At 69.1% G+C, this 24,083-nt stretch carries 19 protein-coding genes; 5 read left to right on the top strand and 14 right to left on the bottom strand.

The window, feature by feature from the left end:
* Positions 1-40: 40 nt before the first annotated feature.
* A complete protein-coding gene (locus E5P3_RS29565; RefSeq protein ID WP_162589213.1) occupies positions 41-940 on the bottom strand; it encodes a c-type cytochrome in 900 nt (299 codons plus the stop codon).
* A complete protein-coding gene (locus tag E5P3_RS29560; RefSeq protein WP_162589212.1) occupies positions 937-1,890 on the bottom strand; it encodes a VOC family protein in 954 nt (317 codons plus the stop codon). The genes E5P3_RS29565 and E5P3_RS29560 overlap by 4 nt, the downstream gene beginning before the upstream one ends.
* 95 nt (positions 1,891-1,985) lie before the next feature.
* On the opposite strand from E5P3_RS29560, the gene E5P3_RS29555 reads away from it, so the two are divergent.
* The gene (locus E5P3_RS29555; protein ID WP_162589211.1) at positions 1,986-2,684 is read left to right on the top strand and encodes a TetR/AcrR family transcriptional regulator; all 699 of its coding nucleotides are present in this window, start codon (positions 1,986-1,988) and stop codon (positions 2,682-2,684) included.
* A gap of 42 nt (positions 2,685-2,726) precedes the next feature.
* On the opposite strand, the gene aceE is transcribed toward E5P3_RS29555, so the two are convergent.
* The gene (gene aceE / locus E5P3_RS29550) at positions 2,727-5,450 is read right to left on the bottom strand and encodes a pyruvate dehydrogenase (acetyl-transferring), homodimeric type (protein ID WP_162589210.1); all 2,724 of its coding nucleotides are present in this window, start codon (positions 5,448-5,450) and stop codon (positions 2,727-2,729) included.
* A gap of 106 nt (positions 5,451-5,556) precedes the next feature.
* On the opposite strand from aceE, the gene E5P3_RS29545 reads away from it, so the two are divergent.
* Positions 5,557-6,030, top strand: coding sequence for an Lrp/AsnC family transcriptional regulator (locus E5P3_RS29545; protein ID WP_162589209.1), 474 nt, complete (start codon positions 5,557-5,559; stop codon positions 6,028-6,030).
* 6 nt (positions 6,031-6,036) lie between these two features.
* Here the strand turns inward: E5P3_RS29545 and E5P3_RS29540 are convergent, their stop codons facing one another.
* The 5 genes from E5P3_RS29540 to mltA form a co-directional block, all read right to left on the bottom strand.
* Positions 6,037-8,298 carry a PhoX family protein gene (locus E5P3_RS29540; protein ID WP_162589208.1) on the bottom strand — a complete coding sequence of 754 codons (2,262 nt, stop codon included), beginning with the start codon at positions 8,296-8,298 and terminating at the stop codon, positions 6,037-6,039.
* Between the two features lie 124 nt (positions 8,299-8,422).
* On the bottom strand, positions 8,423-9,634 hold the full coding sequence (locus tag E5P3_RS29535) for a hypothetical protein (RefSeq protein ID WP_162589207.1): 1,212 nt from the start codon (positions 9,632-9,634) through the stop codon (positions 8,423-8,425).
* Positions 9,634-11,049, bottom strand: coding sequence for a UbiA family prenyltransferase (locus E5P3_RS29530; protein ID WP_162589206.1), 1,416 nt, complete (start codon positions 11,047-11,049; stop codon positions 9,634-9,636). The genes E5P3_RS29535 and E5P3_RS29530 overlap by 1 nt, the downstream gene beginning before the upstream one ends.
* A 4-nt stretch (positions 11,050-11,053) precedes the next feature.
* Complete coding sequence (locus E5P3_RS29525; RefSeq protein ID WP_162589205.1) at positions 11,054-11,428, bottom strand: DMT family transporter; 375 nt, start codon at positions 11,426-11,428, stop codon at positions 11,054-11,056.
* A 44-nt stretch (positions 11,429-11,472) separates the two neighbouring features.
* Positions 11,473-12,615: a murein transglycosylase A gene (mltA, locus tag E5P3_RS29520; protein ID WP_162589204.1), complete on the bottom strand. Its 1,143-nt coding sequence runs from the start codon at positions 12,613-12,615 to the stop codon at positions 11,473-11,475.
* Between mltA and E5P3_RS29515 the strand changes: the two genes are divergently transcribed.
* Together E5P3_RS29515 and E5P3_RS29510 are read left to right on the top strand one after the other, a co-directional pair.
* A complete protein-coding gene (locus E5P3_RS29515) occupies positions 12,614-12,775 on the top strand; it encodes a hypothetical protein (protein WP_174263116.1) in 162 nt (53 codons plus the stop codon). The genes mltA and E5P3_RS29515 overlap by 2 nt on opposite strands.
* A 34-nt stretch (positions 12,776-12,809) precedes the next feature.
* Positions 12,810-13,463: an OmpA family protein gene (locus tag E5P3_RS29510; RefSeq protein WP_162589203.1), complete on the top strand. Its 654-nt coding sequence runs from the start codon at positions 12,810-12,812 to the stop codon at positions 13,461-13,463.
* Between the two features lie 74 nt (positions 13,464-13,537).
* Here the strand turns inward: E5P3_RS29510 and E5P3_RS29505 are convergent, their stop codons facing one another.
* Positions 13,538-14,704, bottom strand: a complete 1,167-nt coding sequence (locus tag E5P3_RS29505; RefSeq protein WP_162589202.1) for a hypothetical protein — start codon at positions 14,702-14,704, stop codon at positions 13,538-13,540.
* An 875-nt stretch (positions 14,705-15,579) separates the two neighbouring features.
* A complete protein-coding gene (locus tag E5P3_RS29500; RefSeq protein WP_162589201.1) occupies positions 15,580-15,768 on the bottom strand; it encodes a hypothetical protein in 189 nt (62 codons plus the stop codon).
* A gap of 19 nt (positions 15,769-15,787) precedes the next feature.
* Here E5P3_RS29500 and E5P3_RS29495 point away from each other — a divergent pair, with 19 nt between their 5' ends.
* Positions 15,788-16,303: a hypothetical protein gene (locus E5P3_RS29495; protein WP_162589200.1), complete on the top strand. Its 516-nt coding sequence runs from the start codon at positions 15,788-15,790 to the stop codon at positions 16,301-16,303.
* 36 nt (positions 16,304-16,339) lie between these two features.
* Here E5P3_RS29495 and E5P3_RS29490 read toward each other — a convergent pair whose 3' ends face one another.
* From E5P3_RS29490 to E5P3_RS29475, 4 genes are all read right to left on the bottom strand, one after another.
* Entirely contained in the window at positions 16,340-16,966 is a 627-nt protein-coding gene (locus tag E5P3_RS29490) for a response regulator transcription factor (RefSeq protein WP_162589199.1), read from the bottom strand.
* A 28-nt stretch (positions 16,967-16,994) separates the two neighbouring features.
* Positions 16,995-19,004, bottom strand: a complete 2,010-nt coding sequence (locus E5P3_RS29485; protein WP_232073505.1) for a two-component system sensor histidine kinase NtrB — start codon at positions 19,002-19,004, stop codon at positions 16,995-16,997.
* A gap of 68 nt (positions 19,005-19,072) precedes the next feature.
* Positions 19,073-19,888, bottom strand: a complete 816-nt coding sequence (locus E5P3_RS29480; RefSeq protein ID WP_162589198.1) for a carbon-nitrogen hydrolase family protein — start codon at positions 19,886-19,888, stop codon at positions 19,073-19,075.
* 56 nt (positions 19,889-19,944) lie between these two features.
* A complete protein-coding gene (locus tag E5P3_RS29475) occupies positions 19,945-24,066 on the bottom strand; it encodes a YhdP family protein (protein ID WP_162589197.1) in 4,122 nt (1,373 codons plus the stop codon).
* Between the last annotated feature and the right edge of the window lie 17 nt (positions 24,067-24,083).

Genomic DNA, 24,083 nt, shown 5'->3' with positions numbered 1-24,083 from the left:
GCCGCTTTGCCGTTTGGCGACAAGTCGCAGGAAATCTGCCTCAACCCGCCGGCAGGCCCTTCAGGTAGAGGAAGAGCGCCCGAACGTCGGTGTCGTTCATCTGCCCGAGCGACCCGAAAGGCATGACCTTGATCGGCGTGCCGTCGGGCCGCTTGCCGGTCTTGAACATGCGCGCGAAGGCGTCGGCATCGGCGTAGCGCGTCATCGCGTTGTCTTCGCCCGGCACGAGCCGGGCCGCAGGCGGCCAGTCGGGCGGCGCGCCGGGGATCTTGCCGCCGGCGAGCCTGGCGCCGTGGCAGCCCAGGCACATGTTTGCGACATACGCGCCGTGCGCCACGCTCACGCCGTCGGGGACGGGCTGCGCAGGCGGCAACGCGTGGTCGATCTTGGCGGCGGCATCGTGCATGAGGCCGAAGCCGTAGAAGGCGCGCACGGGCAGCGGCAGGTCGACCACAGCAGCGCCGCCGGTCGCGGGCGGAAGCTGGCGGATGTAGGCGACCAGCGAGGCCAGGTCCTCGTCGGTGAAGCGGTTGTAGTCCTCGCTGGGCATCACCATCAGCGGCCGGCCGCCTGGGGCGACGCCGTGGCGGATGGCGCGCACCCAGTCCTCGGGTGCATAGCCGGCCACCACGCTGCCGGGGCCGGGGCTGATGTTGGGGCCGGCGATGCGCATGCCCTTGCCGTCGTCGAGGAACATGCGGCCGTTGCCCTGGGCGCCATGGCAATCGACACAGCCGCGCGAGGCAAAGAGATAACGGCCGCGCTCGACAGCCGCCGCATCCTCGCGATAGGGCACGGCCGTGACTGCGATGTCCAGTTTGCGCTGCATCTTGTGGCGCGCAAGCTGGTTACCCGCGAAGAGCAGGGCGGCGGCGATCGCGACCACCACGAACAGCGCCAGCGCGCCGCGTTTCAACCAGCGTCGGGTTGTCGTCGTCATGCCAGCTCCTTCGCGCGGCGCGGCGCACCGGAGACCTTGCGCACGATCAGGCCGGCGGCCATCTTCAGCTGCAGGCGCAGGCTGGGCTTGTGGCCCCAGGCGCTGGTGACGCCGGTGTGGTGGGTCTGCCAGCCCGCGGGGTCGATGGTCTGCGTGCCGGCGCCGATCTCGAAGTCGAAGCCCGAGGGCGTGGCGCCGTAGAAGGAGAAGGTGCCGTCCGGGTCGGGATGCTGGCCCAGCGCCAGCGACAGCGGCACCCTGTGTCGCTGCGCCCGCTCGAAGGCGACGCCGATGTCGCTCAGGCGCTCGGCCTGCAGCATGAAATGGTGGATGCGCTTGGCGAGCGGCATGTCGAACAGCGCAATGGAGTGATGGCGGCGGTTGCAGTGCAGGAACACGCCGCGGACGTCGATCGGGCCGACCCGCGTGGCGAGCCGCTCGGTCACGCCGAAGCCCAGCAGGGCGTAGAAGGATTCCATCGCCTCCAGCTCGTGCGACACGAGCACCGCATGGCCCAGGCCCAGGTCGCCGGTGCGGAAGCCCGCTGGGAAGGCCTCCGAGGAGAAGGGTCCGGCGGCGCGGGCGAGCCCGGTGAACAGCTCGACGGCGTTGCCGGCGGGATCGATGCAGCGATGCAGGCGCTGTACGCGGCGGGCATCGCGCAATGCGGCGCCCGCCGCCTCGACCGCGATGCCGCCTCGCCGCAGGCGCGCGAGCACCCGCTCCAGTGCGGCCTCGTCGGCACATTCGAGGCCCAGCGCCGCCAGGTCGTCGGCCGGGCCCTCCCGCACGATCAGCCGCTGCGAGGCATCGTCGAGCTGCCAGCCGCGGCTGCCGTCGGCATTGGCCAGAGGCGCGGACAGGCCGAGCATGTGCTGGCAGAAGCTCGCCCATCGCGCGGGCCGTCGTGCTTCGAAGACCAGGTAGCCGAGACGTAGATCGGGGGACATGGCAAACTCGCTTTCGTGGATGGTTAGAGTAAAAATGGTCTCTGTGTATAAAAATGGATGATGCTTTGAGTTTTGGAGTCCCGTCAATACCACTTTTGCCAGATGCCCTGGCCGAAAGCGTGTGGCGGCCGCAGCCCGGGCTGGCCAAACGGGAGCGGACGCGGGTCCAGCTGGTGCAGGCGGCGATCCGCGTGTTCACCGCGCGCGGCTTCGCTGCCGCGACCATGCAGGAGCTGGCGGCCGTCGCCGGCATGACCACCGGCACGGTCTACAACCATTTCAAGACGAAGGAAGAGGTGGCGCGCGCGGTGGCGCTGCTGCTGGCCGACACGCTGTGCCGCCGCATCGACGACAGCCAGCAAGGCATTGCCGAGGGCGCGCAGCGCATGGCGATCGGCAATCAGCGCTACATCTGGCTGGCCGAGCAGAGCCCGCAATGGGCGCTGATGACGCTGGACGTGGCGGCCGCCGCGCCCGAGCTGCTGCTGGAGATCCGCGACTACGTGCTGGCCGACCTGCGCCTGGGTGTGAAGCAGAAGGCCTTCCGCATTCCCAGCGAGGCGGCGGCCATGGACCTGATCAACGGCACCATCGCGCAAGCCATGCGCAGCGTGGCCCTGGGACTGGCGCCTCCGAACCATGGCCGCGAGGTGGCAACCTGCGTGCTGCGCGGGCTGGGGATGGAGGCCGCGGCGGCCAAGGAGGTGGCGTACCGCCCGCTGCCGCCTTTTCCGCCGATCGCGGCAGCGCCCGTCGCCCGTACGAAAGTGCAGGCCAGGACGAAGCCCACCTAGCGCAAGCAGAGAGGCTGGAGTGCGGCCGTCTGGACGAGAGCGCTATGACCCGAGCGCGTACCGCGCCGCACGCACGATGCTCGCTGCATCGACACCGAAGAAGCGCCGCAGCTGCGCACGCGTGTCGCTGCGCCCGAAGCCATCGGTGCCCAGCGTGACATAGCGCCGATTCGCCGGAAGGAAGGCGCGGATGCTTTCGGGCACGGCGCGCACGTAGTCCGTGGCGGCGATCACCGGCCCGCTGCCGCCGGCGAGCTGCTGCGCGATGAAGGGCTGGCCCGGCTCGGCCTCGCCCGCCAGCGCGCGCGCCTCGCAGGCGTGGCCGTCGCGCGCAAGTTCGCTCCAGCTGGTGATGCTGAAGACCTCGGCATCGATGCCTTCCCCGGCCAGCTGCTGCGCGGCCTTGAGCACCTCGGTCAGGATCGCGCCCGACCCCAGCAGCGCGATCCTGCGGCCCTCTCCCGCGGCGGCCCGGAAGCGATAGCACCCGCGCAGCACGTCGGCTTCCACACCCGGCGGCAGGTCCGGCTGGGCATAGTTCTCGTTCATCAGCGTGACGTAGTAGAAGGCGTCCTTCTGCTCGACCATCATCTCGCGGATGCCGGCATCGACGATCACCGCCATCTCGCCCGCGAAGGCCGGGTCGTAGGCCTTGCAGTTGGGGATGGTGGCGGCGATCAGGTGGCTGGTGCCGTCCTGGTGCTGCAGCCCTTCGCCGCCCAGCGTGGTGCGCCCCGAGGTGGCGCCCAGCAGGAAGCCGCGCGGCCGCTGGTCGGCGGCGGCCCAGATCTGGTCGCCCACGCGCTGGAAGCCGAACATCGAGTAGTAGATGTAGAAGGGCAGCATCGCCAGCCCGTGCACGCTGTAGCTGGTGGCGGCGGCCGTCCAGCTGGCGATGGCACCGGCCTCGCTGATGCCCTCCTCGAGGATCTGGCCATCGGTCGCCTCGCGGTACGAGAGCACCGAGCCGATGTCCTCCGGCGCATAGCGCTGTCCCACGCTCGAATAGATGCCGACCTGCTTGAAGAGGTTGGCCATGCCGAAGGTGCGTGCCTCGTCGGCCACGATGGGCACGATGCGCGGTCCGAGCGCCGCGTCCTTCATCAGGTTGCCCAGCATGCGCACGAAGGCCATGGTGGTGCTCATCTCCTTGCCGGCGGCGGCCACCGCGAACTGCGCATAGGCCGCGATGTCGGGCTTGGCGACCGGGTCGCACGCCGTCTCGCGCCGCGGCATGCTGCCGCCGAGCGCGGCGCGCCTGTCCTTCAGGTAACGCATCTCGGGGCTGTCCTCGGCCGGCTTGTAGAAGGCGGCCTGCGCGGCCTGCTCGTCGGTGAGCGGCAAGCTGAAGCGGTTGCGGAATTCGATGAGGTCGGTCTCGCCCAGCTTCTTCTGCGAATGCGTGGTCATCTTGCCCTGGCCCGCGGTGCCCATGCCGTAGCCCTTCTTGGTGTGGGCCAGGATCACGGTGGGCTGGCCGCGGTGCGCGGCGGCGGCCGCGTAGGCGGCGTGGATCTTCACCAGGTCGTGGCCGCCGCGCTTGAGGCGGTCGATCTGCTCGTCGGTCAGGCCCTCGACCAGGCGCGCCAGCTGCTCGTTCTGGCCGAAGAAGGTGTCGCGGTTGTAGCGGCCGTCCTTGGCGGCGAAGGTCTGCATCTGGCCGTCGACCGTGTTGGCGAAGGCGCGCACCAGCGCGCCGCCGGTATCGCGCGCGAACAGGCCGTCCCAGTCGCTGCCCCAGACCAGCTTGATCACGTTCCAGCCGGCGCCGGCGAAGAGCTTCTCCAGCTCGTCGATGATGCGGCCGTTGCCGCGCACCGGACCGTCGAGGCGCTGCAGGTTGCAGTTGACCACCCACACGAGGTTGTCGAGCTTCTCGCGCGCGGCCAGCGTGAGCGCGCTCATCGATTCGGGCTCGTCCATCTCGCCGTCGCCGAACACGCCCCAGACCTTGCGGCCTTCGCAGTCCAGGAGATGGCGATGGGTGAGATAGCGCATGAAGCGCGCGTGGTAGATGGAGCTGATGGGCCCGATGCCCATCGAGCCGGTGGGGAACTGCCAGAAGTCCGGCATGAGGTAGGGGTGCGGGTAGCTGCTGAGGCCGCGCGCGCCGCTGCCGCCTGCGAAAGCCGGCGCGCTCAGCTCCTGGCGGTAGTGCTGGAGGTCTTCCTCGGTGAGCCGGCCCTCGAGGTAGGCGCGCGCATAGACGCCCGGCGCGCTGTGCGGCTGGAAGAACACGAGGTCGCCGCGATGCCCATCTTGCCCCCCACGCTCCCCCACTTCGTGTGGGTCGCTGCCCCCCCGAGAGGGGCTCTCGCCGCTCGGGGCGGCCCTTCGCGGCTCGGTGCGCGCATGGAAGAAGTGATTGAAGCCGGTCTCGAACAAATCCGCCGCGCTGGCATAGCTCGCGATATGGCCGCCCAGCTCGCCATAGGCCTGGTTGGCGCGCACCACCATGGCGAGCGCGTTCCAGCGCATCAGCGAGGCCAGCCGCTCCTCGATCGCGAGGTCGCCCGGGAACGCCGGCTGCTGCTCGACCGCGATGGTGTTGACGTAAGGCGTGGCCAGCTCGGGCTGCCAGCCGATGCGGCGGGTGCGGGCGATGCGCGCCAGCTCGTCCAGCATCCATCGCGCGCGCTCGGGCCCGTGCGTTTCGGCCAGCGCGGTAAAGGCCTCGCGCCATTCCGTGGTTTCGGCCGAGTCGGGATCGTTCAGGGGCGTGTCGAGCAGCGCACGCAGCTGGTCGGTGGAAATCGGGGCATTCATAAACCGCACTTTAGGCCGTGATAGGCGGAATGAGCTGCCGTTCAGGCAGCATCCACGCCTTTGTCGCGGCATAAGATGCTGCATCTTGGAAATTTCAAGGCATTTCATGCAGCTGGACACGATCGACCTGCGCATCCTCGACGAACTCCAGCGCGACGGCGCGCTGTCCAACGTGGAGCTCGCGCGCCGCGTGCACCTGTCGCCCTCGCCGTGCCTGGCGCGGGTGAAGGCGCTGGAGGCGGCGGGCGTGATCCAGCGCTACGTGGCGCTGGCCAGTGCGGCGGCGCTGGGGCTCGGGCTCAACGTGTTCATCTCGATCAGCCTTCGCACGCAGAGCAAGCAGTCGCTGGCCGACTTCGAGCAGCGCATCGCCGAGCATGACGAGGTGATGGAGTGCTACCTGATGACCGGCGACAGCGACTACCTGATCCGGGTCGCCGTGGCCGACATCGCGGCGCTCGAGAAGTTCATCCTCGAGCAGCTGACGCCCATTGCGGGCATCGAGAAGATCCGCTCGAGCTTCGCGCTCAAGCAGGTGCGCTACAAGACGGCGCTGCCGTTGCCGGCGGCGCCGTCCTGAATGCGCTTACAGCCCGACGATTCCGCCGTCGTCCTTGGTGATCACGACCGTGGCCGAGCGAGGGCGGGCGTTGCCGCCATCGGGCCAGTGGCTGCCGAACTGCGCCGGGTTGGCGAGGCTCGCCGTCGGCGTGGTCTCGCCCGGATGCTGGATGTTGACGAACAGCGCGCGGCCATCGCCCGACTCGGCGATACCGGTGATCTCGCAGTCCTTCGGGCCCACCAGGAAGCGGCGCAGGCCGTCCGTGCCAGGCGCCTTGCCGACGAAGGTGGCCTGCTGCCGGGTGGTCGCGCCGTCGACGTTGGTGATGGTCTTGGCCGCGCCGTCGCCCACCTTGCCCGGAACGGCGGCGAGCAGCATGCAGTTGGTGACGTCGGTGTAGGCGCCGTCATCGGTCTCCAGCCACAGCAGGCCGCCCGTGGCTTCGCTGAACCACAGGCCGTCGGGGCTGGAGAAGTCGTTGTCGGCGACCAGGCCCGAGAGGTTGACGTCGGCCGATGCGCCGGCGCGTGCGCCGAACAGGTACACGTCCCACTTGAAGCCCAGGGCCGCCGGGTCGCCGTTGTCGTCCGCGAAGCGCACGATGTGGCCGTTGGGGTTGCCGGTCTGCGCGGTGGCAGCGGCGCCCTTCGGGTCGTTGTAGAAGCGCGGGTTGGCGGCGTCGGTGGCCGTGATCGGGCGCGCGGCGGCATTGGTGTTGGTCAGCGTGACGTAGACCTCGCCGGTCTTCGGATTGACGGACGCCCACTCGGGACGGTCCATCTTGGTGGCGCCGGCCGCATCGGCCGCCAGGCGCGTGTTGATCAGCACGTCGGCCGCGTCGGCGAAGGCGTAGGCCGTGTTGCTCGAGGTGATGCCGTTGACGCCGAGCTTGAGCTCCAGCCACGCGCCGGTGCCGTCGGCGTTGAACTTCGCGACGTAGAGCCGGCCGTCGTCCATGTACTTGTCGCCGGCGGCCAGGCCGCCGTTGACGTCGGCCGCGTCCCAGTTCTTGGTCGAGACGAACTTGTAGATGTACTCGTTGCGCGAGTCGTCACCCATGTACCACACGAGGGGCTTGCCCACGACCACCGGTCCGAGGCAGGCGCCTTCGTGGCCCATGCGGCCGAGTGCGGTGCGCTTCTTCGGCGTGCTGCCGGGCGTGAAGGGATCGATCTCCACCACCCAGCCGTAGGTGTTGGCGCCGTTGCGATAGTCGTCCGCGGCGGTGGCGCCGGCAACTTGCGCATTCCAGCGGCCATAGATGTTGTCGGCGGTGTCGGGCGTGGCGGTGGCCCACAGCTCGCGCCCGGTCCCGGCAACGCCATAGCGGTTGAAGCTGGCGATTTCCCTGGCAGTGCGGCTCGGGTTGTCGGTGGCGGCGATGCGGCGGAAGTACCCGGCCCAGTTCTCCTCGCAGGTCAGGTAGGTGCCCCAGGGCGTGGTGCCGTTGGCGCAGTTGTTGAGCGTGCCGCGGGTCTTGCTGCCGTCGGTGGAGAACTTGGTCGCCAGGTACCCGGTCTTGGCAGCCGGGCCCGAGAAGGTCATCTCGGTCAGCGTGTGGACGCGGCGGTTGAAGGCGGAGTCCTGCTTGTAGCTCCAGGCACTCGCGCCCTTGTTGACCTCGATCACGCTCACGCCGTGCAGGTAGAACTCGCGAAGCACTTCGTCGGGCACGGTGCGCACCTGCGCGTTGCCGGTGCCGGTGGTGGTCTGCCCGGCCGGATGCAGGAAGAGCGGCGTGATGGCTTCGTGGTTCATCGCCAGCAGGCCGCGCGTGGCGCTGGTCGGCGCCCACTTGTCCGAGGCATCCATGCCGAAGAAGGTCATGCCGTCGTGGTGGTCGCCGGCACGGCGGTCGAAGGTGGCGGCGGCATCGGTGCCGTCGTTCGCGTAGGCCGGCACGCCGGCCGCGATCGGGTCGCCGAGGCGGTACAGCACGGTGGCGGTGTAGCCCGGCGGCACGGAAACCACGTCTGCGAGGCTCTTGGAGACGGCGGTGAAGCCGAGCTTGGGCGCGGCGGGCGCCGGGGCCGGCGCGGGTGCGGGAGCCGGTGCAGGCGCCGGGGCCGGGGCCGGGGCGGACGGCAGCACCGGGAAACCGTCGCTGCCGCCGCCGCCGCAGGCCTGCAGCAGAGCGGTGCCGGCAGTGCCGACGCCCAGGCCGAACAGGTGACGGCGGCTCAGGCGGGACGCGAGCAGGTCGGTGAAGGAGGGGTTGGAGCTCGTGTTGTGGCCGATGTCGTCGGGATCGATGGGGGTGACGTCATGGCGGGTATGGGCGGTCATGCGCGAGTCTTTCGTGGGGAACGGTTGTTGCTTAACCCCTGTACGCTAAAAGTTCCGTGTGACGCCAAGAAGTCAAATCCGGGGCAGATGCTCGCCGCTCCCACCGCGACGCCGCGCCCGCCGCTCAGCGCGCTTGCTGCAGCAGCCGAATCGCGGCCTCGTACGTGGCCGCGTTGTGGAAGGCCGCGAGACCCGCTGCCGCCAGCGCCATCGCCGCGGCCAGCGCGGGCGGCAGGGCGTGCGTGGCGAACACCGCGACCGCCATCAGCAGCGGCAGGAAATGCGCGGCGTACAGGAAGGTCTCGTCGCCATAGATCAGGTGCAGCAGCACCTGCGCGCCCAGCGTGATCCCGAGCACCGCGGCGAAGCGGCGCCAGCGCGATGCGCGCAGCAGGCCGACGACGCCGGCCGCGAGCAGCAGGCTCCAGAGGACGAGCGCGGAAACACCGGCCCAGCCGCCCGAGGCCGGGGCGCTCAGCTGCACCGTGATCCAGTCGAGCGCTGGCGGGACCGAGGGCACGCTGAGCACCTCAGGCAGGCTGAGTGGATGCCAGAACATCGCGGCCAACTTGTTCAGCACGGTGCCGGAGCGCTCCAGGTTCACATAGTCCGCCTCCTCGCTGCTGCCGAGAAAGAAGAACTTGGCGAAGCGGTAGAGAAAACGCTGCGCCACCGAGACGGCGGCGACGATCGCGAAGGCCGCGGCGCTGATCGCGAGCGCGCGCCGCCAGGGCCGCTGGACCACGGCCAGCGCCAGCCCCGCCACCCAGTTGGTGACCGTGATCGCGAGGCTGGCGATACTGGCGGCCAGCAGCAGCCGGTCGCCCACGGGCCGGTGCACCGCGACCGCCGCGACCAGCAGTACCCACAGCAGGGTCAGCGATCCGAGCCCGTAGGTCTCCGGCACCGAGAACCAGAACTGGAAGGCGGCGCTGCCGATGGCCAGCAGCGAGAAGCAGGCCGCCGCGACGCGCCCGCTGCCGAGCACGCGGCACAAGGCGTAGAAGGACAGCACCCACAGGGCGGCCACCAGGTAGGCGAAGCGCATGGCCACCTGCAGGTCGCTGCCGGGCCACAGCGCGCGCAGGCCCGTCACCACAGGATGGATGATGATCGAGACGATCGGGTGGACCTTGGTGCGGTAGTGGTTGCTCTGCGCATCCACCATGTTGGCCAGCACGCGCGGGATGTCGGACTGGAACCAGGCGTCGAGGCCGCTCTCGCGCACGAAGAGCGCGGGAGGCAGCTGGCGGGCGAGCGTCGTCAGCAGCAGCAGGGCCGCGAGCGCCAGCCCCGCGGCGACAAGCGCATCCCAGGCCAGCGCGCGTTTCGGCACTAGTCCGCCGCCCACAGCACAAGGGCGGCGATGCCCACCGCCAGGCGGCTGACCCAGTCGCGCGCGGCGAAGACCACCGGGTCGTCGTGCAGTGCGCCGCGGATCGCCTTGAGCCACACGCGCATGATCCAGAACAGGAGCAGCGGGATCAGTATCCACAGGTACTCGGGGTTCCCATAGCGCACCACAGTTTCCTGGTCGTGCAGGTAGAGGCCGAGCAGCAGCACCGACATCTGGCCGGCCGCCACGCCGGTGCACAGCACGAAGGTCGCGTCCCCCGGCTGATAGCCGCGATCGCGCTTCATGCGCCGCACCTCGCGCGCCGGGCCGGTCAGCTCGACGTAGCGCTTGGCCAGCGCCAGGCTCAGGAAGATGAACATCGAGAAGGACAGGATCCAGAAGGACAGCGGCAGCCCCGTCGCCGCGGTCCCGGCCGCCACGCGAATCGTGTAGAGGCCGGCCAGCGCGAACACGTCGACCACCGCGCGGCGCTTGAGGAACAGCGAATAGGCGGTGGTCAGGGCCATGTAGAGCAGCAGCACGCCCACGAAGGCCGCGGGAAGGAGCGCCAGCGCCAGCACCAGCGAGGCGGTGCACAGGAGCACCGCAACGGCCAGTCCTTCGAGGGCCGTGATCTCGCCCGCGGCGAAGGGCCGCAGGCGCTTGCGGTGATGCTGCCGGTCCGACTCCAGGTCGAGCAGGTCGTTGAGCACGTAGATGCCCGAGGCCATCAGCCCGAACGCCACGAAGGCCAGCACCGCATGCAGCACGATCGGCCGCGTGAGCTCGTGCAGCACCGGCATCAGCGGCAGGAAGATCAGCACGTTCTTGAGCCACTGGTGCAGCCGCACGCCGTACAGGTAACGCTTGAGCGGGGTGCGCGGCGGCACGATTCGCGCCTCGAGCGTGGTCAGCCCGGCCACCCTGCGCGCCAGAGGCTCGGAGCGGCTCACCACGACCCCGGCCTCGGCCCCGCGCCAGACCGCGAGGTCCACATGCCCGTTGCCCGCGTAGCTGAAGCCCCGGCCGCCGGCGTCGGCCTCGATGGCGGCGCGCTTGCGCGCGCCGCGCAGGTTGTGCTCGCCGTCGGAGGCGATTACCGCGTCGAACAGCCCCAGGTGCGAGGCCACCGATCGCGCCAGCCGCCCGTCGCTGGCGGTAGCCAGCACGGTGCGTCGCCCGGCGGCGCGGGCGCTGCGCACCAGTTCGAGCACCTCCGGCCGGTACGGGAGTGACTCTACGTCGATGGGGGCGCGGCTCGCCACCTCCTGCTTGAACGCGGCCTTGCCGCGCAGCAGCCACAGCGGAAGCGACAGCAGCGATGCCGGCGAGACGCGAACCAGTTGCAGCAGGGATTCGTGCAGAGAATCGGTGGCGATCAACGTGCCGTCCAGGTCCACGTAGAGCGGGCGCATGGCTTCATCCCCTGCTCAACACGACCACGCCGACGAGGATGATGGCGATGCCGAGCACGCGCGTGGCGTTCAGCGATTCGCCGAAGAGCTGCCATGCCAGCAGGGCAGCGATGACGTAGCCCATGGACAGCATGGGATAGGCGACGGTCACGTCCACCCGTGTCAACGCGAGGATCCACAGCCCGGCGCTGATGAAGTAGCAGACCAGCCCCACCACGATCCACGGCTGCGTGGCCGCGCTCCATGCAGCGGCCGTCAGCGAGGCGCTGCTGCCCATCGCGACGGTGCCCAGCGTGCGGGCGCCGGCCTTGAGCATCAGCTGCGCGGCCGAATTCAGCAGCACGCCTGCGAAGATGATCGAGAAGGTGTGAAGGTTCATTGTGCTCCCTGTTGCCCAAGCACGGATCATGCCCCTTCGTCATGTCATTTCGGCCACAACACCCACAGGCGAAGTGGCTGATTCACGCGTGCTGCCAGGCGCCCTGCTTCAGCGCCGGTGCCGGCGAAGAAGTCAGCGCGCACTGCGCCCACGATGGCGCTGCCCGTGTCCTGCGCCACCACCAGGCGGGCCAGCGGCACGGCCGGGCCCGGCGAGGCCAGCCACACCGGCGTGCCGTAGGGAATGCTGTCGCGGTCGACCGCGATCGAACGGCCCGCGGTGAGCGGCACGCCCTGCGCACCGACCGGGCCGGTGGCGGCGTCGATGTCGGCCAGCGGCTCCTCGCGGAAGAAGACATAACGCGGATTGCTCCACAACAGCTGCGACAGGCGCTGCGGGTTCTGCGCCACCCATTGCTTGGTGTCGTCGGGCCACAGGCTGACCTTGGTCGCGCCCTGGCTCTGCAGCCATTGCTGCACGCTGCGGTAGGGCTGCTCGTTGGTCGCAGAGAAGGCCACGCGCACGGTGCGCTGCGAGCCGTCGGCCTCGGTGATGCGCAGCCGGCCCGAGCCCTGGATGTGCAGCATCAGCACGTCGATCGGGTCGGCCAGCCACGCGATCTCGCGTCCGCGCAGCGCGGCCTGGGCCTGCGGCAGCGTGTCGATCTCCTGGCGCGTGAACCACGGGCGGCGCGCCACCAGGCCGGTTGGGGCCTGGTAGAGGGGCACGGTGTGTTGCGCCGTGGGACGGCGCGAAGCCTCGAACACCGGCTCGTAGTAGCTCGTGAGCTTGCCCTCGACCGGCCCCGTCGGCGATTCCACACGGTAGGGCTGCAGGCGTTCGCGCAGCCACTGGCGCTGCTCCTCGGTCTCGGCCAGCGCCAGCTGGCGCACCTCGCGGCACAGCGGCGCGAAGGCGGCGTTCGGGCGGGCGCAGTTGGCGATCATCGCGCTCCAGCCTTCGTGCAGCGCATCGTCCTCGAAGCCGGGCAGTTCGGACCAGGGCACCGGCACCCAGCGGCTCTTCGGATGGTTGAGCGAGCCGGTCAGCGGGCCAAGTTCGCGCGCGGGCGGCGCGCTCGAGGGTGCTGTCGCGACGGGCGCCTCGGGTTGCAGGTTGCCGACGGAACAGCCGGCCAGCATTGCTACGATTGCGAGCCCGACCAGCCACTGGAGTCCTCTTTTCATGGGTTTGATTTTGCTCGAAGCGCTCGGCGCCGGAATCCTGCTGGTCTTGATCGTGTGGTGGACGATGTTCTCGGGCCGCAAAGGCGGTGAACTGCATGAGGCCGACGAGGCTGAAAAAGCGCCCCCGTCCGACGAGCCGCCGCCGGGGAGCTCCAGATAATCCCAGTTCGCTGAAGATTTACAAGGAGCTACACATGAAGAAATTCGTCCTCGCCACCACCGCCGCAGCCATCGTCCTGTCGGGTTGCGCCGGCATGAGCGACACGCAACGCAGAACCGGCATCGGTGCCGGCGTGGGCGCGCTGGGCGGCGCTGTGATCGGCTCCGCGACCGGCGGCGACAGCCGCGCCATCGGTACCGGCGCCGCCGTGGGCGCAGCCGCCGGCGCGCTCGGCGGCTATCTCTGGTCGCAGCGCATGGAAGCGCAGAAGCGCGAGATGCAGGCCGCCACGCAGGGCACCGGCATCGCGGTCACGCAAACGCCCAACAACGAGCTCAAGCTCGCGATCCCGAGCGACGTCTCCTTCGACACCGGCCGCTCCACGATCAAGCCCAACTTCGTGCCCATCCTCAACCAGTTCGCCAACGGCCTGCGCAACAACCCGAATGCCGAGGTGCGCATCATCGGCCACACCGACAGTACCGGCACCGACGCCATCAACAACCCGCTGTCGGTGGAGCGCGCGGCGAGCACGCGTGACTATCTGATCGCGCGCGGCGTGCCGCAACAGGCCTTCCGCATCGAGGGCCGCGGCTCGCGCGAGCCGATCGCGGACAACGGCAGCGATGCGGGGCGGGCGCAGAACCGGCGGGTGGAGATCTACGTGGGCGAGCGGCCGCAGGGCTGAGCTCGAAGGATCGGCGCGAGGGCGCTCGGCTCGGCATCCTCGGGCCGAGCAGACCGCTTGCGCGGACCCTGCTCTTAGTTCATCGCCTGCTGCGACTCGCGCGCTCCGGCTAGTTTCATCCGGCGGCGATCGACCAACCCCTGCCAGGGGATCCATTGGTCCAGGTAGTTCTGGAAGCCTTCGTTTCCGAGTTTCAACATCTCTTGCCACGCGACCTGAACGGTATCGGCAGCCATGGCTTCTCCCGGCGTCATGCCCTGCTGCCGGGGAGGCAGCCCCCGCTTGCCGCCATCACGCAACACAGCGATCAAGGCATCTTCGAAAGCCATGGAAAGATCAACTTCGAGCAGGGAGTTGTGCTGCTGTGAATCTCGCATCGCCTTCAGCTGGTTTGCGTAAGCGTCCTCCAGCAGTTTGTACCGTTGCACGCAACGGGCAAAGTCAAGCGCGACCAGAGGTTTGTCGTCAAGCGCACCCGAGGCGACGCGGTGTTCCATATAGGCGATGCACATCTTGGAAAGCGCGAACATGCTGGTCATGCCGGTGGTCACCTTCTCTGCAGCTCTGAGCACCGAGCGGAGTGTGTCCGGATCGTCGCGCATGCCGAGAAAAAGGGTGTGCAGAAGGCCTTCGACATGGCTCTGCGTTTCTTCATTCAGGTAGTAGATTTGCCCCATCAACTGATACACGGCCTTTGCGCCCGGGGTGCCCGCTACTGACTGCCAATGCTTCGAGAACTGGAGCTCGTTGAACGCGCTCATGATGACCGTCGGCGCCTCGTTCTCTTCTCCCGGGCTGGCGCCGGTCTCTCGCATGGCCACGATGAACGCCTGCAGCTGCTCGATCTCCCTGTTCAGCTCGAAGGACTTCACCCGGTTTTGCTCAAGCTTTTGCCTCACTGCGGCGACCTCGTAGTCGGGCGCCCTGACGTGCTCGGGAGGCGCGACCTCGTCCAGCACAGGAAAAACCCAGGTGCGAACGTCATCGGCGTTCAGGGGCTCATCTGAAGCGAGAGGGATCTCCAGCCTGTCGAGGACCTCCCGCACCTGTTCAACCTCTTCGATGGAAACCTTCGCATCGCGCTGCACGAGGTACAGGTGCGCGTCTTGCGGCACATGTGCATGCAGCAGTTCAGGCAGTTCGATATCGGACCCGGCAGCTTCGCCCACCTCGATCGCGCAGAAATTGCACTCCGCGACAATGGCGCCGTCCTGCCAATCCCGGATCAGGGTGTTCGACATGTGGCTGGGTCCTCCTATCGTGAGCAAAACCAACGTGGGGCCGGCAGGGTAGCCCATCGACGTGGCCAGCACTTTCGAAACGCGGCGCAATGGCGTGTTGGCCGGCACTTGAAGCGTGATCCGCGGCGACCCCGGGGGCGTGCGATTGGGGGTGGTCCTGGGGGTGGTCATTGGTCGTTCTTCCTTGACTGTGTATCGATGAATGGCTGTTTGCGCGCTGCGCGCCACGCGAGTCTTCGCTTCCACGCAGGAGACACCCAGCGCACCAGCCTGTGTGACCGTCACGCCGGTTCGGTTCCATGCACGGTCCGAGTCGACAGTGAGTGGGAACGAACCAGGCGCCGATGCCACTCATGGGGGTTCTCGCATTGACCTGTGAATGCGCTCCCAATCCCTTCTGCAACGAACACCATGGAATTCTTCTCCAACACCCGCACTACAAAAGGGTTCCAAGCAGGAAACCGACCCATTGCTAACAATGTCCTTCGTATAGAGCATGACGATCCGAAACAACGATTCGGCCACAGCCTCACGACCATTCGCCATGAGAGATCCGACGCGTTCAACGACGCGATTACCCGTCTTCTTTACGAAAGGATCTCAATGAATTCGACGAGTCGGACCTGCGCGGGCTGGTTCACGGATGCACGGAGCACAGAGAGATCGCCGCCCTGCGCGAAATCCTTCCGCTCTACATGGGCTTCGACTACAAAATCCTGCGCATAGAAGGGCCCGTTAGTACGGACGGATGGGAGACCTTGGTCAAGGCCACCAAGGAAGCTCCTCTTTTCGTGGAGGCGCTGGCGATTTCGGGCTTCAATCTCGACTATTCCAAGGGCAGATTCTTCTTCGAGGCGCTGGGCCAGATGCCTGCACTACGCACCTTGCACCTGGGACCCGTCGGAGTGGAGAGCGCAATTCTGTTTTCCGAAGAATGGCATATAGCAGGCCATGAAATTCTTCTGCACGTAGCACGCCAGCTGCAGAGACTTGAGTTCGACTTGGCCCATGATGGCTTGACAGAGCTTCTCATGCTGGGCGATGGTGACCTTGCCGAAGTCCATGAGGTTCAGCTTGCTAAGCTTGCAAACTTCGGTCAACGTCGTCGGTCACTCCGGCAGAGACCATCACGGTCTCGAGCTTCAGGTCGGAACACTTCAGCATGGGGCCACCATGATGGGGGACGATACTGCCAACGCCTTGGGATCTCTGCTGACGAAGCAGGCGACACTTGTCTCGGTCAGCTTTGTCAGCAATGGACGCCGAGACGATTTCTTCCTGAAGCCGCTGGTAGAAGCGTTGCGACAAAACACGACCTTGCTTCAGCTTGATGTCAGCAAGTTCGCCGTCGGTGCCTGGCGCGATGAATTGCGCGATCACCTCGCCCGCAACAGGAACATTTTCAAGATGGCCGTGGCCAACGGTATGTGGCATGGCTTGAGCGTGCTCCTTGGGGGCCGGTTTTATGACGACATCGTCAATCGCATCATCGACACAGCTGAATTTTCCGACCGGGACGCCTTGGCGCTGTCGTCGCTCCATCCGACGGCTTGGGCTGAGCGGCACAAGACTTTACAAATGGACGGCGTACCGAAGTGACGAGACAGGACGGCACACCGCATTGCTCGTGCGGCATCAGATGCCCCTCAGCAGATTCGCCAACTCCACCGCCGACCTCACTTCCATCTTCTCGAACACCCGCGCCCGGTGCACCTCCACCGTCCGCACGCTGATCGAGAGCTGGTCCGCAATCAGCTTGTTGGGCAGGCCCTCGACCACGCGCCGCATCACGTCGCGCTCGCGCTCGGTCAGCTCCTCGACGCGGCGCAGCAGCAGTCGGCGCGCGCGCTGCGCTTCCACCGCGCGCAGCGAGGCGCCGAGCGCATGCTCGATGCGGTCGACCAGCGCGTTGTCGGAGAAGGGCTTCTCGCAGAAATCGAAGGCGCCGCGCTTCACCGCGTCGACCGCGGTGGGCACGTCGGCATGGCCGGTCAGGAAGATCACGGGCATCACCTCCAGCAGGCCGCGCTCCGCCAGACGGTCGAACAGCGCGAGCCCGCTCATGCCGGGCATGCGCACGTCCAGCAGCAGGCAGTGCGGCTGATCGGCCAGTGGACCCTCGGCCAGGCGCAGCTCGAAGTCCTCGGCGCTCGCATACTGCTCGCTCACCAGGCGCCGCGAGCGCAGCAGCCAGGCCAGCGCCTCGCGCACGCTGGCGTCGTCGTCAACGATGAAGATCAGGGCATCGATCAAGGGTTGCATCAAGGAAGAAGGGGAATACGGGAGAGTGTCAGGCCGCCGGCAGCGTGAACCGGAACACGGTGCCGCGGGGCCGCTGCGGCTCGAAGGCCAGTGCGCCGCCGTGCTGCTCGACCACCGTGCGGCACAGGCTCAGGCCCAGGCCCATGCCATCGGGTCGCGTGGTGAAGAAGGGCGTGAAGAGCCGCGCCGCGACCTCCTCGCTGATGCCGACGCCGCGGTCGGCCACCGAGAACTCGACCCAGCGGCGCACGTCGGCCTTGTCGGGGGTGTCGCCGCTTTCGCCGACGGCACGGGCGCGCGCGACGCGCAGGTGCAGCACGCGCTCGCTGAGCTCGGGCAGGTCCATTGCCTGCATCGCGTTGCGCGCCAGGTTCAGCAGGACCTGCTCGACCAGCGTGCGGTCGCACAGCACGCGCGGCAGGCGCTCCTCGTAGTGCACGTCGACCCGCACGCCGAGCTTGCGCGCCTGCAGGCGCACCAGCGGCATCACGGCATCGATCAGGGCCTGCGGCGCGACGGCCTCGCGCAGGCGGTCGCGCCGGCGCACGAAGTCGTGAACGCTGCGGATCACCTGGCCGGCACGGTCGGCCTGTTCGGCGATGCGGCGCACGGCCATCGCGACCTCGCCGTGATCGCCGCCGGGGGACGCGCCGGCGCTGCGCAGAAGATTGAGCGAGCCGCTGGCATAGCTGGCGATGGCGGCGAGCGGCTGGGTGAGCTCGTGGCTCAGCAGCGAGGCCATCTCGCCCACGGTCGCGAGCCGCGCGCTGGCCTGCAGCCGCTCCTGGCTGGCGCGCGAGAGTTCCTCGATGCGCCGCTGCTCGCTGACGTCGATGAAGGCGCTCATCCAGCCGGTCTGGGCGCCCTGCGCGTTGATCAGCGGCGCCTCGAAGATCAGCACCGGGAAGCGCCTGCCGTCCTTGTGCATGAAGACCGACTCGAAGCCCTCGCGCGGCGGCACGCCGCCGGCCATGCGAAGCGCCTGGCGCTGGCGGTATTCCTGCGCCAGCTCGGTCGGCCAGTAGGGCATGTCGCTGGCGTGGTGCATGAGTTCCTCGGCGCTGAAGCCCACCATTTCGCAGAACGCGGGGTTCACGTAGGTGATGCGGCCCTGCAGGTCGCGCGCACGCAGGCCGGTGATGACCGAATCCTCCATGGCCTTGCGGAAGGCCAGCGCATCGGCCAGGTCGTGCTCGGCGCGCAGCCGCCGGCGCGTGTCGCGCGCCAGGAGCACCAGCACCGAGACCAGCGCGATCGAGATCGCCGTGACCAGGCCGGTCAGCAGGTTGGGAAAGAGGTCGGGCGCGGCGCGCCAGCCGTCCACGCGCAGCATCAGCGCGTTGCCTGGCAAGTCGACGAGTTGCTGCGCGGTGAAGACGCGCGTGCCGACGCGGCGCGCCGCGCCCACGGCCACGAGGCGCGTTCCGTCCGGCTCGGTGAAGGCGACCTCCTGGCCGCGCGTGAGCGTGGGTGCGACCAGTTCGATCAGTGTGTCGCGCAGCGAATAGGTGGCCACCAGGTAGCCGCCGCCATCGACCGGCAGGCACAGCTCCATCACCTCGAGGCCGCCGCTGGGCACGAAGGGCACGTAGTGGCTCGGCGAGTAGGCCGGCGCTCCCGCCTTGCGAGCGGCCGCGCAGGCCAGCGCGACGTCGGCCTGCTCGCGGCCACGGTTCGCGTCGTCGAACACGCGCCGGCGATAGGGCGTGTCGACGGCCGCCAGCGGGCGCAGCGCCGCGTCGCGCCATTCGAGGCGCAGCCATTCGCGATGCTCGCGCAGCAGCGCCGCGGCCTCCATGGGCCAGTGCTCGCGGTCCCTGCCGTTGACCTGCGAGGCGCGCAGGCTCTGGGCATTGCGCTGCAGGCCGCTGCGCAGGTCGGAGACGGCATCGGCGGTGTCGCGGTCGAGGGCTGTCTGCACCTGCTCGACCTCGTGCCGGCCGGCAAGCCACACCACGGTGGCCAGCAGCGCGATGACCAGCACAGCGAGGATCACCCACAGGAACCAGCGCTGCCACAGCGAATGGAGCGAGCGCAGCGAACGAAGGCCGGAGAAGGCACCCCGGACCGTTCTTGCGATGGGCAGCGTGGTGGAGGACACCTTCTTCAGAGCACCCGATGCGAGAGTGCCGGCAATTGGGTGCGCGCGTGCTCGACCTGCCGGGCGTCGAGCTCGAAGCTCACCACGCCCTCCTCGACCGCGCGCTGCGCGACCACCTCGCCCCAGGGGTCGACCACCATCGACTGGCCCCAGGTCCGGCGCCCGTTCTCGTGGGTGCCGCCCTGGGCCGGGGCGACGACCCAGCAGAGGTTCTCGATGGCGCGTGCGCGCAGGAGCACCTCCCAGTGGGCCGAGCCGGTGGTGTGGGTGAAGGCGCTGGGCACCAGCAGCAGCTCGGCGCCTTGGCGCGCGAGCTCGCGGTAGAGCTCGGGAAAGCGCAGGTCGTAGCACACGCTCATGCCGATGCGCCAGCGATGGCCGTCGCGCGAGGGCAGGTCGAAGCACACCGGCTCGGCGCCGGGAGCGATCACGCGGCGCTCGTCGTAGCGTTCGCGGCCGTTGTCGTAGAAGAAGAGGTGGATCTTGTCGTAGCGCGCCACGTGCTCGCCGTCCGGCGAATAGGCCAGGGAGCTGTTGAACACGTGGCGCTCGTCGCCGGTCTCCAGCGGCAGCGTGCCGCCGACGATCCACAGCCCGAACTCGCGCGCTGCGTCGGCCAGGAAGCCCTGCACCGTGCCGGCGCCGGCGGTCTCGCGCAGGCCCAGCTTGTCGGTGTCGCGCGCGCCCATCATGCAGAAGTACTCGGGCAGCACGGCCAGCTCGGCGCCGCCGGCGGCGGCCTCGCCGAGCAGCGCATGGGCGCGGGCGAGATTGGCCTCGCGTGCGATGGCCGAGACCATCTGGATGGCGGCAACTTTCATGAGCGCTCCGTTTTCTCTTTGTGCTTGGAGTTTGTGTGCCTGGAGTTCGTCCTGCCTCAGCGTACCGCGGGCGCGGCCGGCGCGCCCTGCGCTGCCGGCAACAGCCGGCGCGGGATCTTGGTGATCTTGGGATCGGCCCAGGTGCCGTCGATCTGGAACTCCTGCGTGGCAGCGGCGATGAGCGGCCGGCTCAGCACCATCTGGGCCAGGAAGGTGCCGAGCCCGATCGCTGGGTTGATCGCGGTCGCGACCAGCGCGGCGGTGCCGGCGTTGATCTCGGGCACCACGACCACCCTCAGGCTCTGCGTCTCTCGGGCGATGTCGGCCGAGCCGTCCATCAGCACCGCGGCGTTGACGCCCTTCATCTGCAGGTTGTTGGTGCTGGCCACGCCCTGGTTGATGCGGGCGTCGCCGCGCAGGAAGTCGAAGCTGAAGCCCTGGCTGAACACGTCGCGGAAATCGAGCGTCAGGCGCCGCGGCAGGGCTTGCAGGCTCAGCACGCCGAGCAGCTTGGCGATGCCGGGCTCGGCCTTGAGGAACTGGCCGGACTCGACATCGATCTTCAACTGGCCGCCCAGGCTGGGATAGTCGAGCGCGAAGGGCGAGCCGCTCCAGTGCACCTGGCCCTCGAGCCGCCCGCGGCCGGCGCGTATCACGTCCTTCATGCCGAAGCGCCCGAGCAGGCCGCCGGCGTCTGCGATGTCGAGCTTGAAGTCCATGGTGGTGCGGCGCGGCTCGCCGCGCCCGCGCGCGCCGGTTCCGGCGGGCGCGGCAGCCCAGGCGCCCTGCGCGGTGAAGCTGGCTTCGGGTGTGGTGAAAGCCAGCTTGTTGAGCCGCCACTCGCGCCCAGCGCCGCCGCGGTTGACTGCATCGATCTCGGCACGGCCCAGGCGCCGGCCCAGCAGCTCGAAGTCGTCGACCACGATGTCCAGCGCGGGCAGCGTGCTCGGCTGCTCGTCCAGCAGCGACTCGACCGCGTTGGCTGTGCTGGGCGCGATCTTCAGGCGCGCCAGCCGCGCGTACAGGCGCCCCGCCTGCGCGCTGCGGTACTCGGCATAGCCGCTGAGCTCGGTGGCATCGATGTTGGCGTGCCAGAGCGTGCCCTCGCGGGTGCCGCCGAGCACCACGTTGTGCAGCGTGCGGCCGCCGATGGCGAGCTCCTGCGCGCGCAGTGCGAGGATGGTGGGCAGGTAGGCCGAGGCGTCGTCGCCGCCCTCGGTCGCCTCGGCCGGCTTGCCGGTGGTGTCGCCGAACAGGGCCTGCCAGGCGGGCACGTCGACGCGCGCGAGCTGGATGTTGGCGAGCACGCCGCGCTCGGGCGGCGCCGCGGATTCGCCCGCGGACAGGCCGATGCCGATGCCGCCGCGCAGCACCCGGGCTTCGCTTCCGGAAATGTCGCGCACGTAGGAGGCCGAGCCGACGCGGGCCAGCTCGACCGAGAGCCGGTCCTGTAGCAGCGGGGTGGCGCCGGCGCGGGTTTCGCGTTGCACGATCTTTTTCTCGATCGCAAGCGGCATCGGGTCCTCCGGCGGCTTGGCCAGCGGCGCGGGCAGTTGCAGCCCCAGGCCCTGCAGACTGCTGGCCAGCGAGAACTCGGAGGCGCCGTCGCGCATCGAGAAGGTGGCGGTGTAGGGGGTGCTGCCGCTGGCGTGCCGGGCCAGGCGCGCCAGCCAGTCGACCTCGCGCGCTGCGCGCATGCCCTCGGCGCTGGCATTGCCCTGGGCGCGCAGATTCAACTCCTGCACGGCGCCCCAGCGGCCCGCGCCCTCGATGCGCAAGGCGCCGCCGAGTGCGCGCGCCTGCACGCCGGCCAGCGAGAAGCCGCCCTCGGTGAAGCTCAGCGTGCCGCGCGCCTGGCCCAGGGTGGGAGCCTCGGGCAGGATCTGGATGTCGTTGTCGGCCAGGGCGACGCTGGCCTGCACCTTGGCCTTGTCCATGGCGGACAGCGGCAGCTCCAGGCGCAGCCGGTAGTCCGCATTGCCGGTGGCGCGCGCGCCCGCCAGGGCAGGGCCGGCCTCGCCCGCCAACGGCGATCCGGCGCGCAGCAGCTCGGCCAGGGGCCCCTTGGCCTGGGCGTCGACCTTGAGCAGCGGCGCATGGTGGTCCAGGTCGGGGATCTGGGCCTCGGCCTTGGTCACCTCGATGCCGGGCGCGCCCGCGATGCGCCCGCGGGCGTTGCGCACCTGCATGCCCGCCCGCTCGAAGACCAGCTCGCCGCTCACGCCCGTCAGGGCCGGCCAGTTCTTCTCCGAGCCGGCCACCGGCGGCGCGTAGGCGTAGTGCACGTCCCCCACCCGCGCGGCAATGCGGAAGTCGCCCAGCTTCGGGTCGGTGAAGGGCATGTCGTGCAGGTCGCCCTTGACCTTGAAGTCCACCGCGCTGGCGCTGCCCTTCTGCACGGCGTCGCGCACGTAGTCGCGCGTTTCCTTCGGGATGTGCTGCGGCAGGTAGCGATAGACGCGGGTGCCGTCGGCGCGCGTGAGCTTGCCCTGCAGGTCGAGCACGCCGGGGAAGCGCGCACGGCTGCTCGAGCTGGCAGGGTCGCTGGTGCGCCAGCTGGCCTGCGCCTCGCCCTCGGCATCGGCGTTGGCGAACCGGAGACCCGAAACCTGGAGCTGGGACTTGTCGTCGTCGATCTTCCACGAGAGCTGGGCGGACAGCTGGTCGATCGCGATCACCGGTTCCTCGAACACGCCCGGGAAGTCCAGCGCACCGTTGGCGATGCTCAGTGCAGCGCTGCCGCCGGCCTGGGTGGCGTCGAAATCGATGGTGGCGCCGCGGATGCCGGGCGCACCGGCCGGCGGCGGTGCTGCGGCATTCGCCGCTGCAGCCGGCGCGGAGGAACGCGGCGCGGGGACCACCCGGGCCGCCGGCATGGCGACGGTCTCGGCGGACCGCGACGCGACGCCGAAGCCGCTGACGCGGCCCCGCGCCTGATACCTGTCCGGCGCGCCCAGCGGGCCCTGCCAACTGGCATCGATGCGCTCGACCAGGCCGCGCGGCACCAGGCCGTCGATCAGCTTGCGGCTCTTGGCGTCCAAGGGCAGCCGGTCGGCGATCATGGCCAGCGCCGCGAGGTCCAGCCGGTCGGCGCGCAACGCGCCGCGCTCGGCGACCCGGCCCTTCGCAGGCAAGTGCTGGAACCAGAGGTTCCCGCCCGGCCATCGCATGCCGTCGGGCGTCTGGAACTGCAGGTCGGTGGTGGAGAACTCCTGGGCCTCCTGCGTCATGCGCCCGGCCAGCCGGCCGGTGACGTCGCGCAGGACCAGCGGCTCGAGCGACTTGCCCAGCGAGGCATCCACCCGCAGCAGCGCCAGGTCGGCCGTGCCGCCGGCGATCTGGCCGTCGTCGATATCGGCCCAGATCCGCAGCGCACCGTCGCCTTCGCGGATGCGGGCGTCGAGCGTCACGTACTGGCCCAGCTGCCGGATGTCGATGCGCGGCAGCTCGGCGTAAGCCACGCCGTCCCAGCTCTGCCAGTTGCCGCTGCGCACCGACAGCAGGGGCTGGCGGAATGCGCCGCGCAGGCTGAAGCGCTCGCCCCAGCCGGGCGGCGGCGTGGCATCCAGCCGCATCGTGTGGCTGCGCGAGCCGTTGCGGGCGATGAACTGCACATCGGACAGCAGGAGCGACGGGGCGCCGCGGCTCTCGTCGATCCAGCGCACGATGCCGCCCTGGATCACGAACTCGCGCTGGGCGAAGAACCAGTCGGCCCCGCGGCTCTCGCCGGTGGTGTCGGTGTCCATGCTGAGGCCGGCCACGTGCAGCTTGCCGGCGGCGTCGCGGCGCACCTCCAGCTCGGGACGCTCGATGTAGACCTGCTCGAAGTTCAGGCGCCACAGCGAGCGCGGCGAGACGCTGGCCACCACGCGCGCCAGGCGCAGGGCCTCGCGCTGCTGCGGGTCGTGCAGCACGACCTCGCGCAGCTCGAAGCTGGGAAACAGGGTACCGCCCTTGGCGGTGATCGAGCCGATGCGCACCGGTACCCCGATGGCCTTGCTGGCCTGCGCTTCCAGCGCGCCACGGTACTCCCCGATTCGCGGCACAATCCAAGCGTGTAGGACCAGCACTGACAGCGCGAGCATCAGCCATGCACCGATCAGCAAAGCCAACAACCAGCGTGCCGCCACAGCGGTGATCTTGAGCAGACGTGAAGGGGAAGACGTCGTGTCGTTCATTGAGGATCGCGCTGTGA

Origin of the sequence: Variovorax sp. RA8 (assembly GCF_901827175.1) — a bacterium.
Lineage (GTDB): Bacteria > Pseudomonadota > Gammaproteobacteria > Burkholderiales > Burkholderiaceae_C > Variovorax.
Note: the sequence above shows the minus strand (reverse complement) of the source record. Positions and strands in the feature narration are given on the sequence as shown.

Coding starts and splice junctions, on each gene's coding strand:
- mltA (WP_162589204.1), bottom strand. CDS start 12,615: ATGAAAAGAGGACTCCAGTGGCTGGTCGGGCTCGCAATCGTAGCAATG.
- E5P3_RS29525 (WP_162589205.1), bottom strand. CDS start 11,428: ATGAACCTTCACACCTTCTCGATCATCTTCGCAGGCGTGCTGCTGAAT.
- E5P3_RS29560 (WP_162589212.1), bottom strand. CDS start 1,890: ATGTCCCCCGATCTACGTCTCGGCTACCTGGTCTTCGAAGCACGACGG.
- E5P3_RS29540 (WP_162589208.1), bottom strand. CDS start 8,298: ATGACCGCCCATACCCGCCATGACGTCACCCCCATCGATCCCGACGAC.
- E5P3_RS29530 (WP_162589206.1), bottom strand. CDS start 11,049: ATGCGCCCGCTCTACGTGGACCTGGACGGCACGTTGATCGCCACCGAT.
- E5P3_RS29480 (WP_162589198.1), bottom strand. CDS start 19,888: ATGAAAGTTGCCGCCATCCAGATGGTCTCGGCCATCGCACGCGAGGCC.
- E5P3_RS29510 (WP_162589203.1), top strand. CDS start 12,810: ATGAAGAAATTCGTCCTCGCCACCACCGCCGCAGCCATCGTCCTGTCG.
- E5P3_RS29500 (WP_162589201.1), bottom strand. CDS start 15,768: ATGGACTTCGGCAAGGTCACCATCGCCCAGCATGAGAAGCTCTGTCAA.
- E5P3_RS29515 (WP_174263116.1), top strand. CDS start 12,614: ATGGGTTTGATTTTGCTCGAAGCGCTCGGCGCCGGAATCCTGCTGGTC.
- E5P3_RS29565 (WP_162589213.1), bottom strand. CDS start 940: ATGACGACGACAACCCGACGCTGGTTGAAACGCGGCGCGCTGGCGCTG.
- E5P3_RS29545 (WP_162589209.1), top strand. CDS start 5,557: ATGCAGCTGGACACGATCGACCTGCGCATCCTCGACGAACTCCAGCGC.
- aceE (WP_162589210.1), bottom strand. CDS start 5,450: ATGAATGCCCCGATTTCCACCGACCAGCTGCGTGCGCTGCTCGACACG.
- E5P3_RS29505 (WP_162589202.1), bottom strand. CDS start 14,704: ATGTCGAACACCCTGATCCGGGATTGGCAGGACGGCGCCATTGTCGCG.
- E5P3_RS29490 (WP_162589199.1), bottom strand. CDS start 16,966: ATGCAACCCTTGATCGATGCCCTGATCTTCATCGTTGACGACGACGCC.
- E5P3_RS29475 (WP_162589197.1), bottom strand. CDS start 24,066: ATGAACGACACGACGTCTTCCCCTTCACGTCTGCTCAAGATCACCGCT.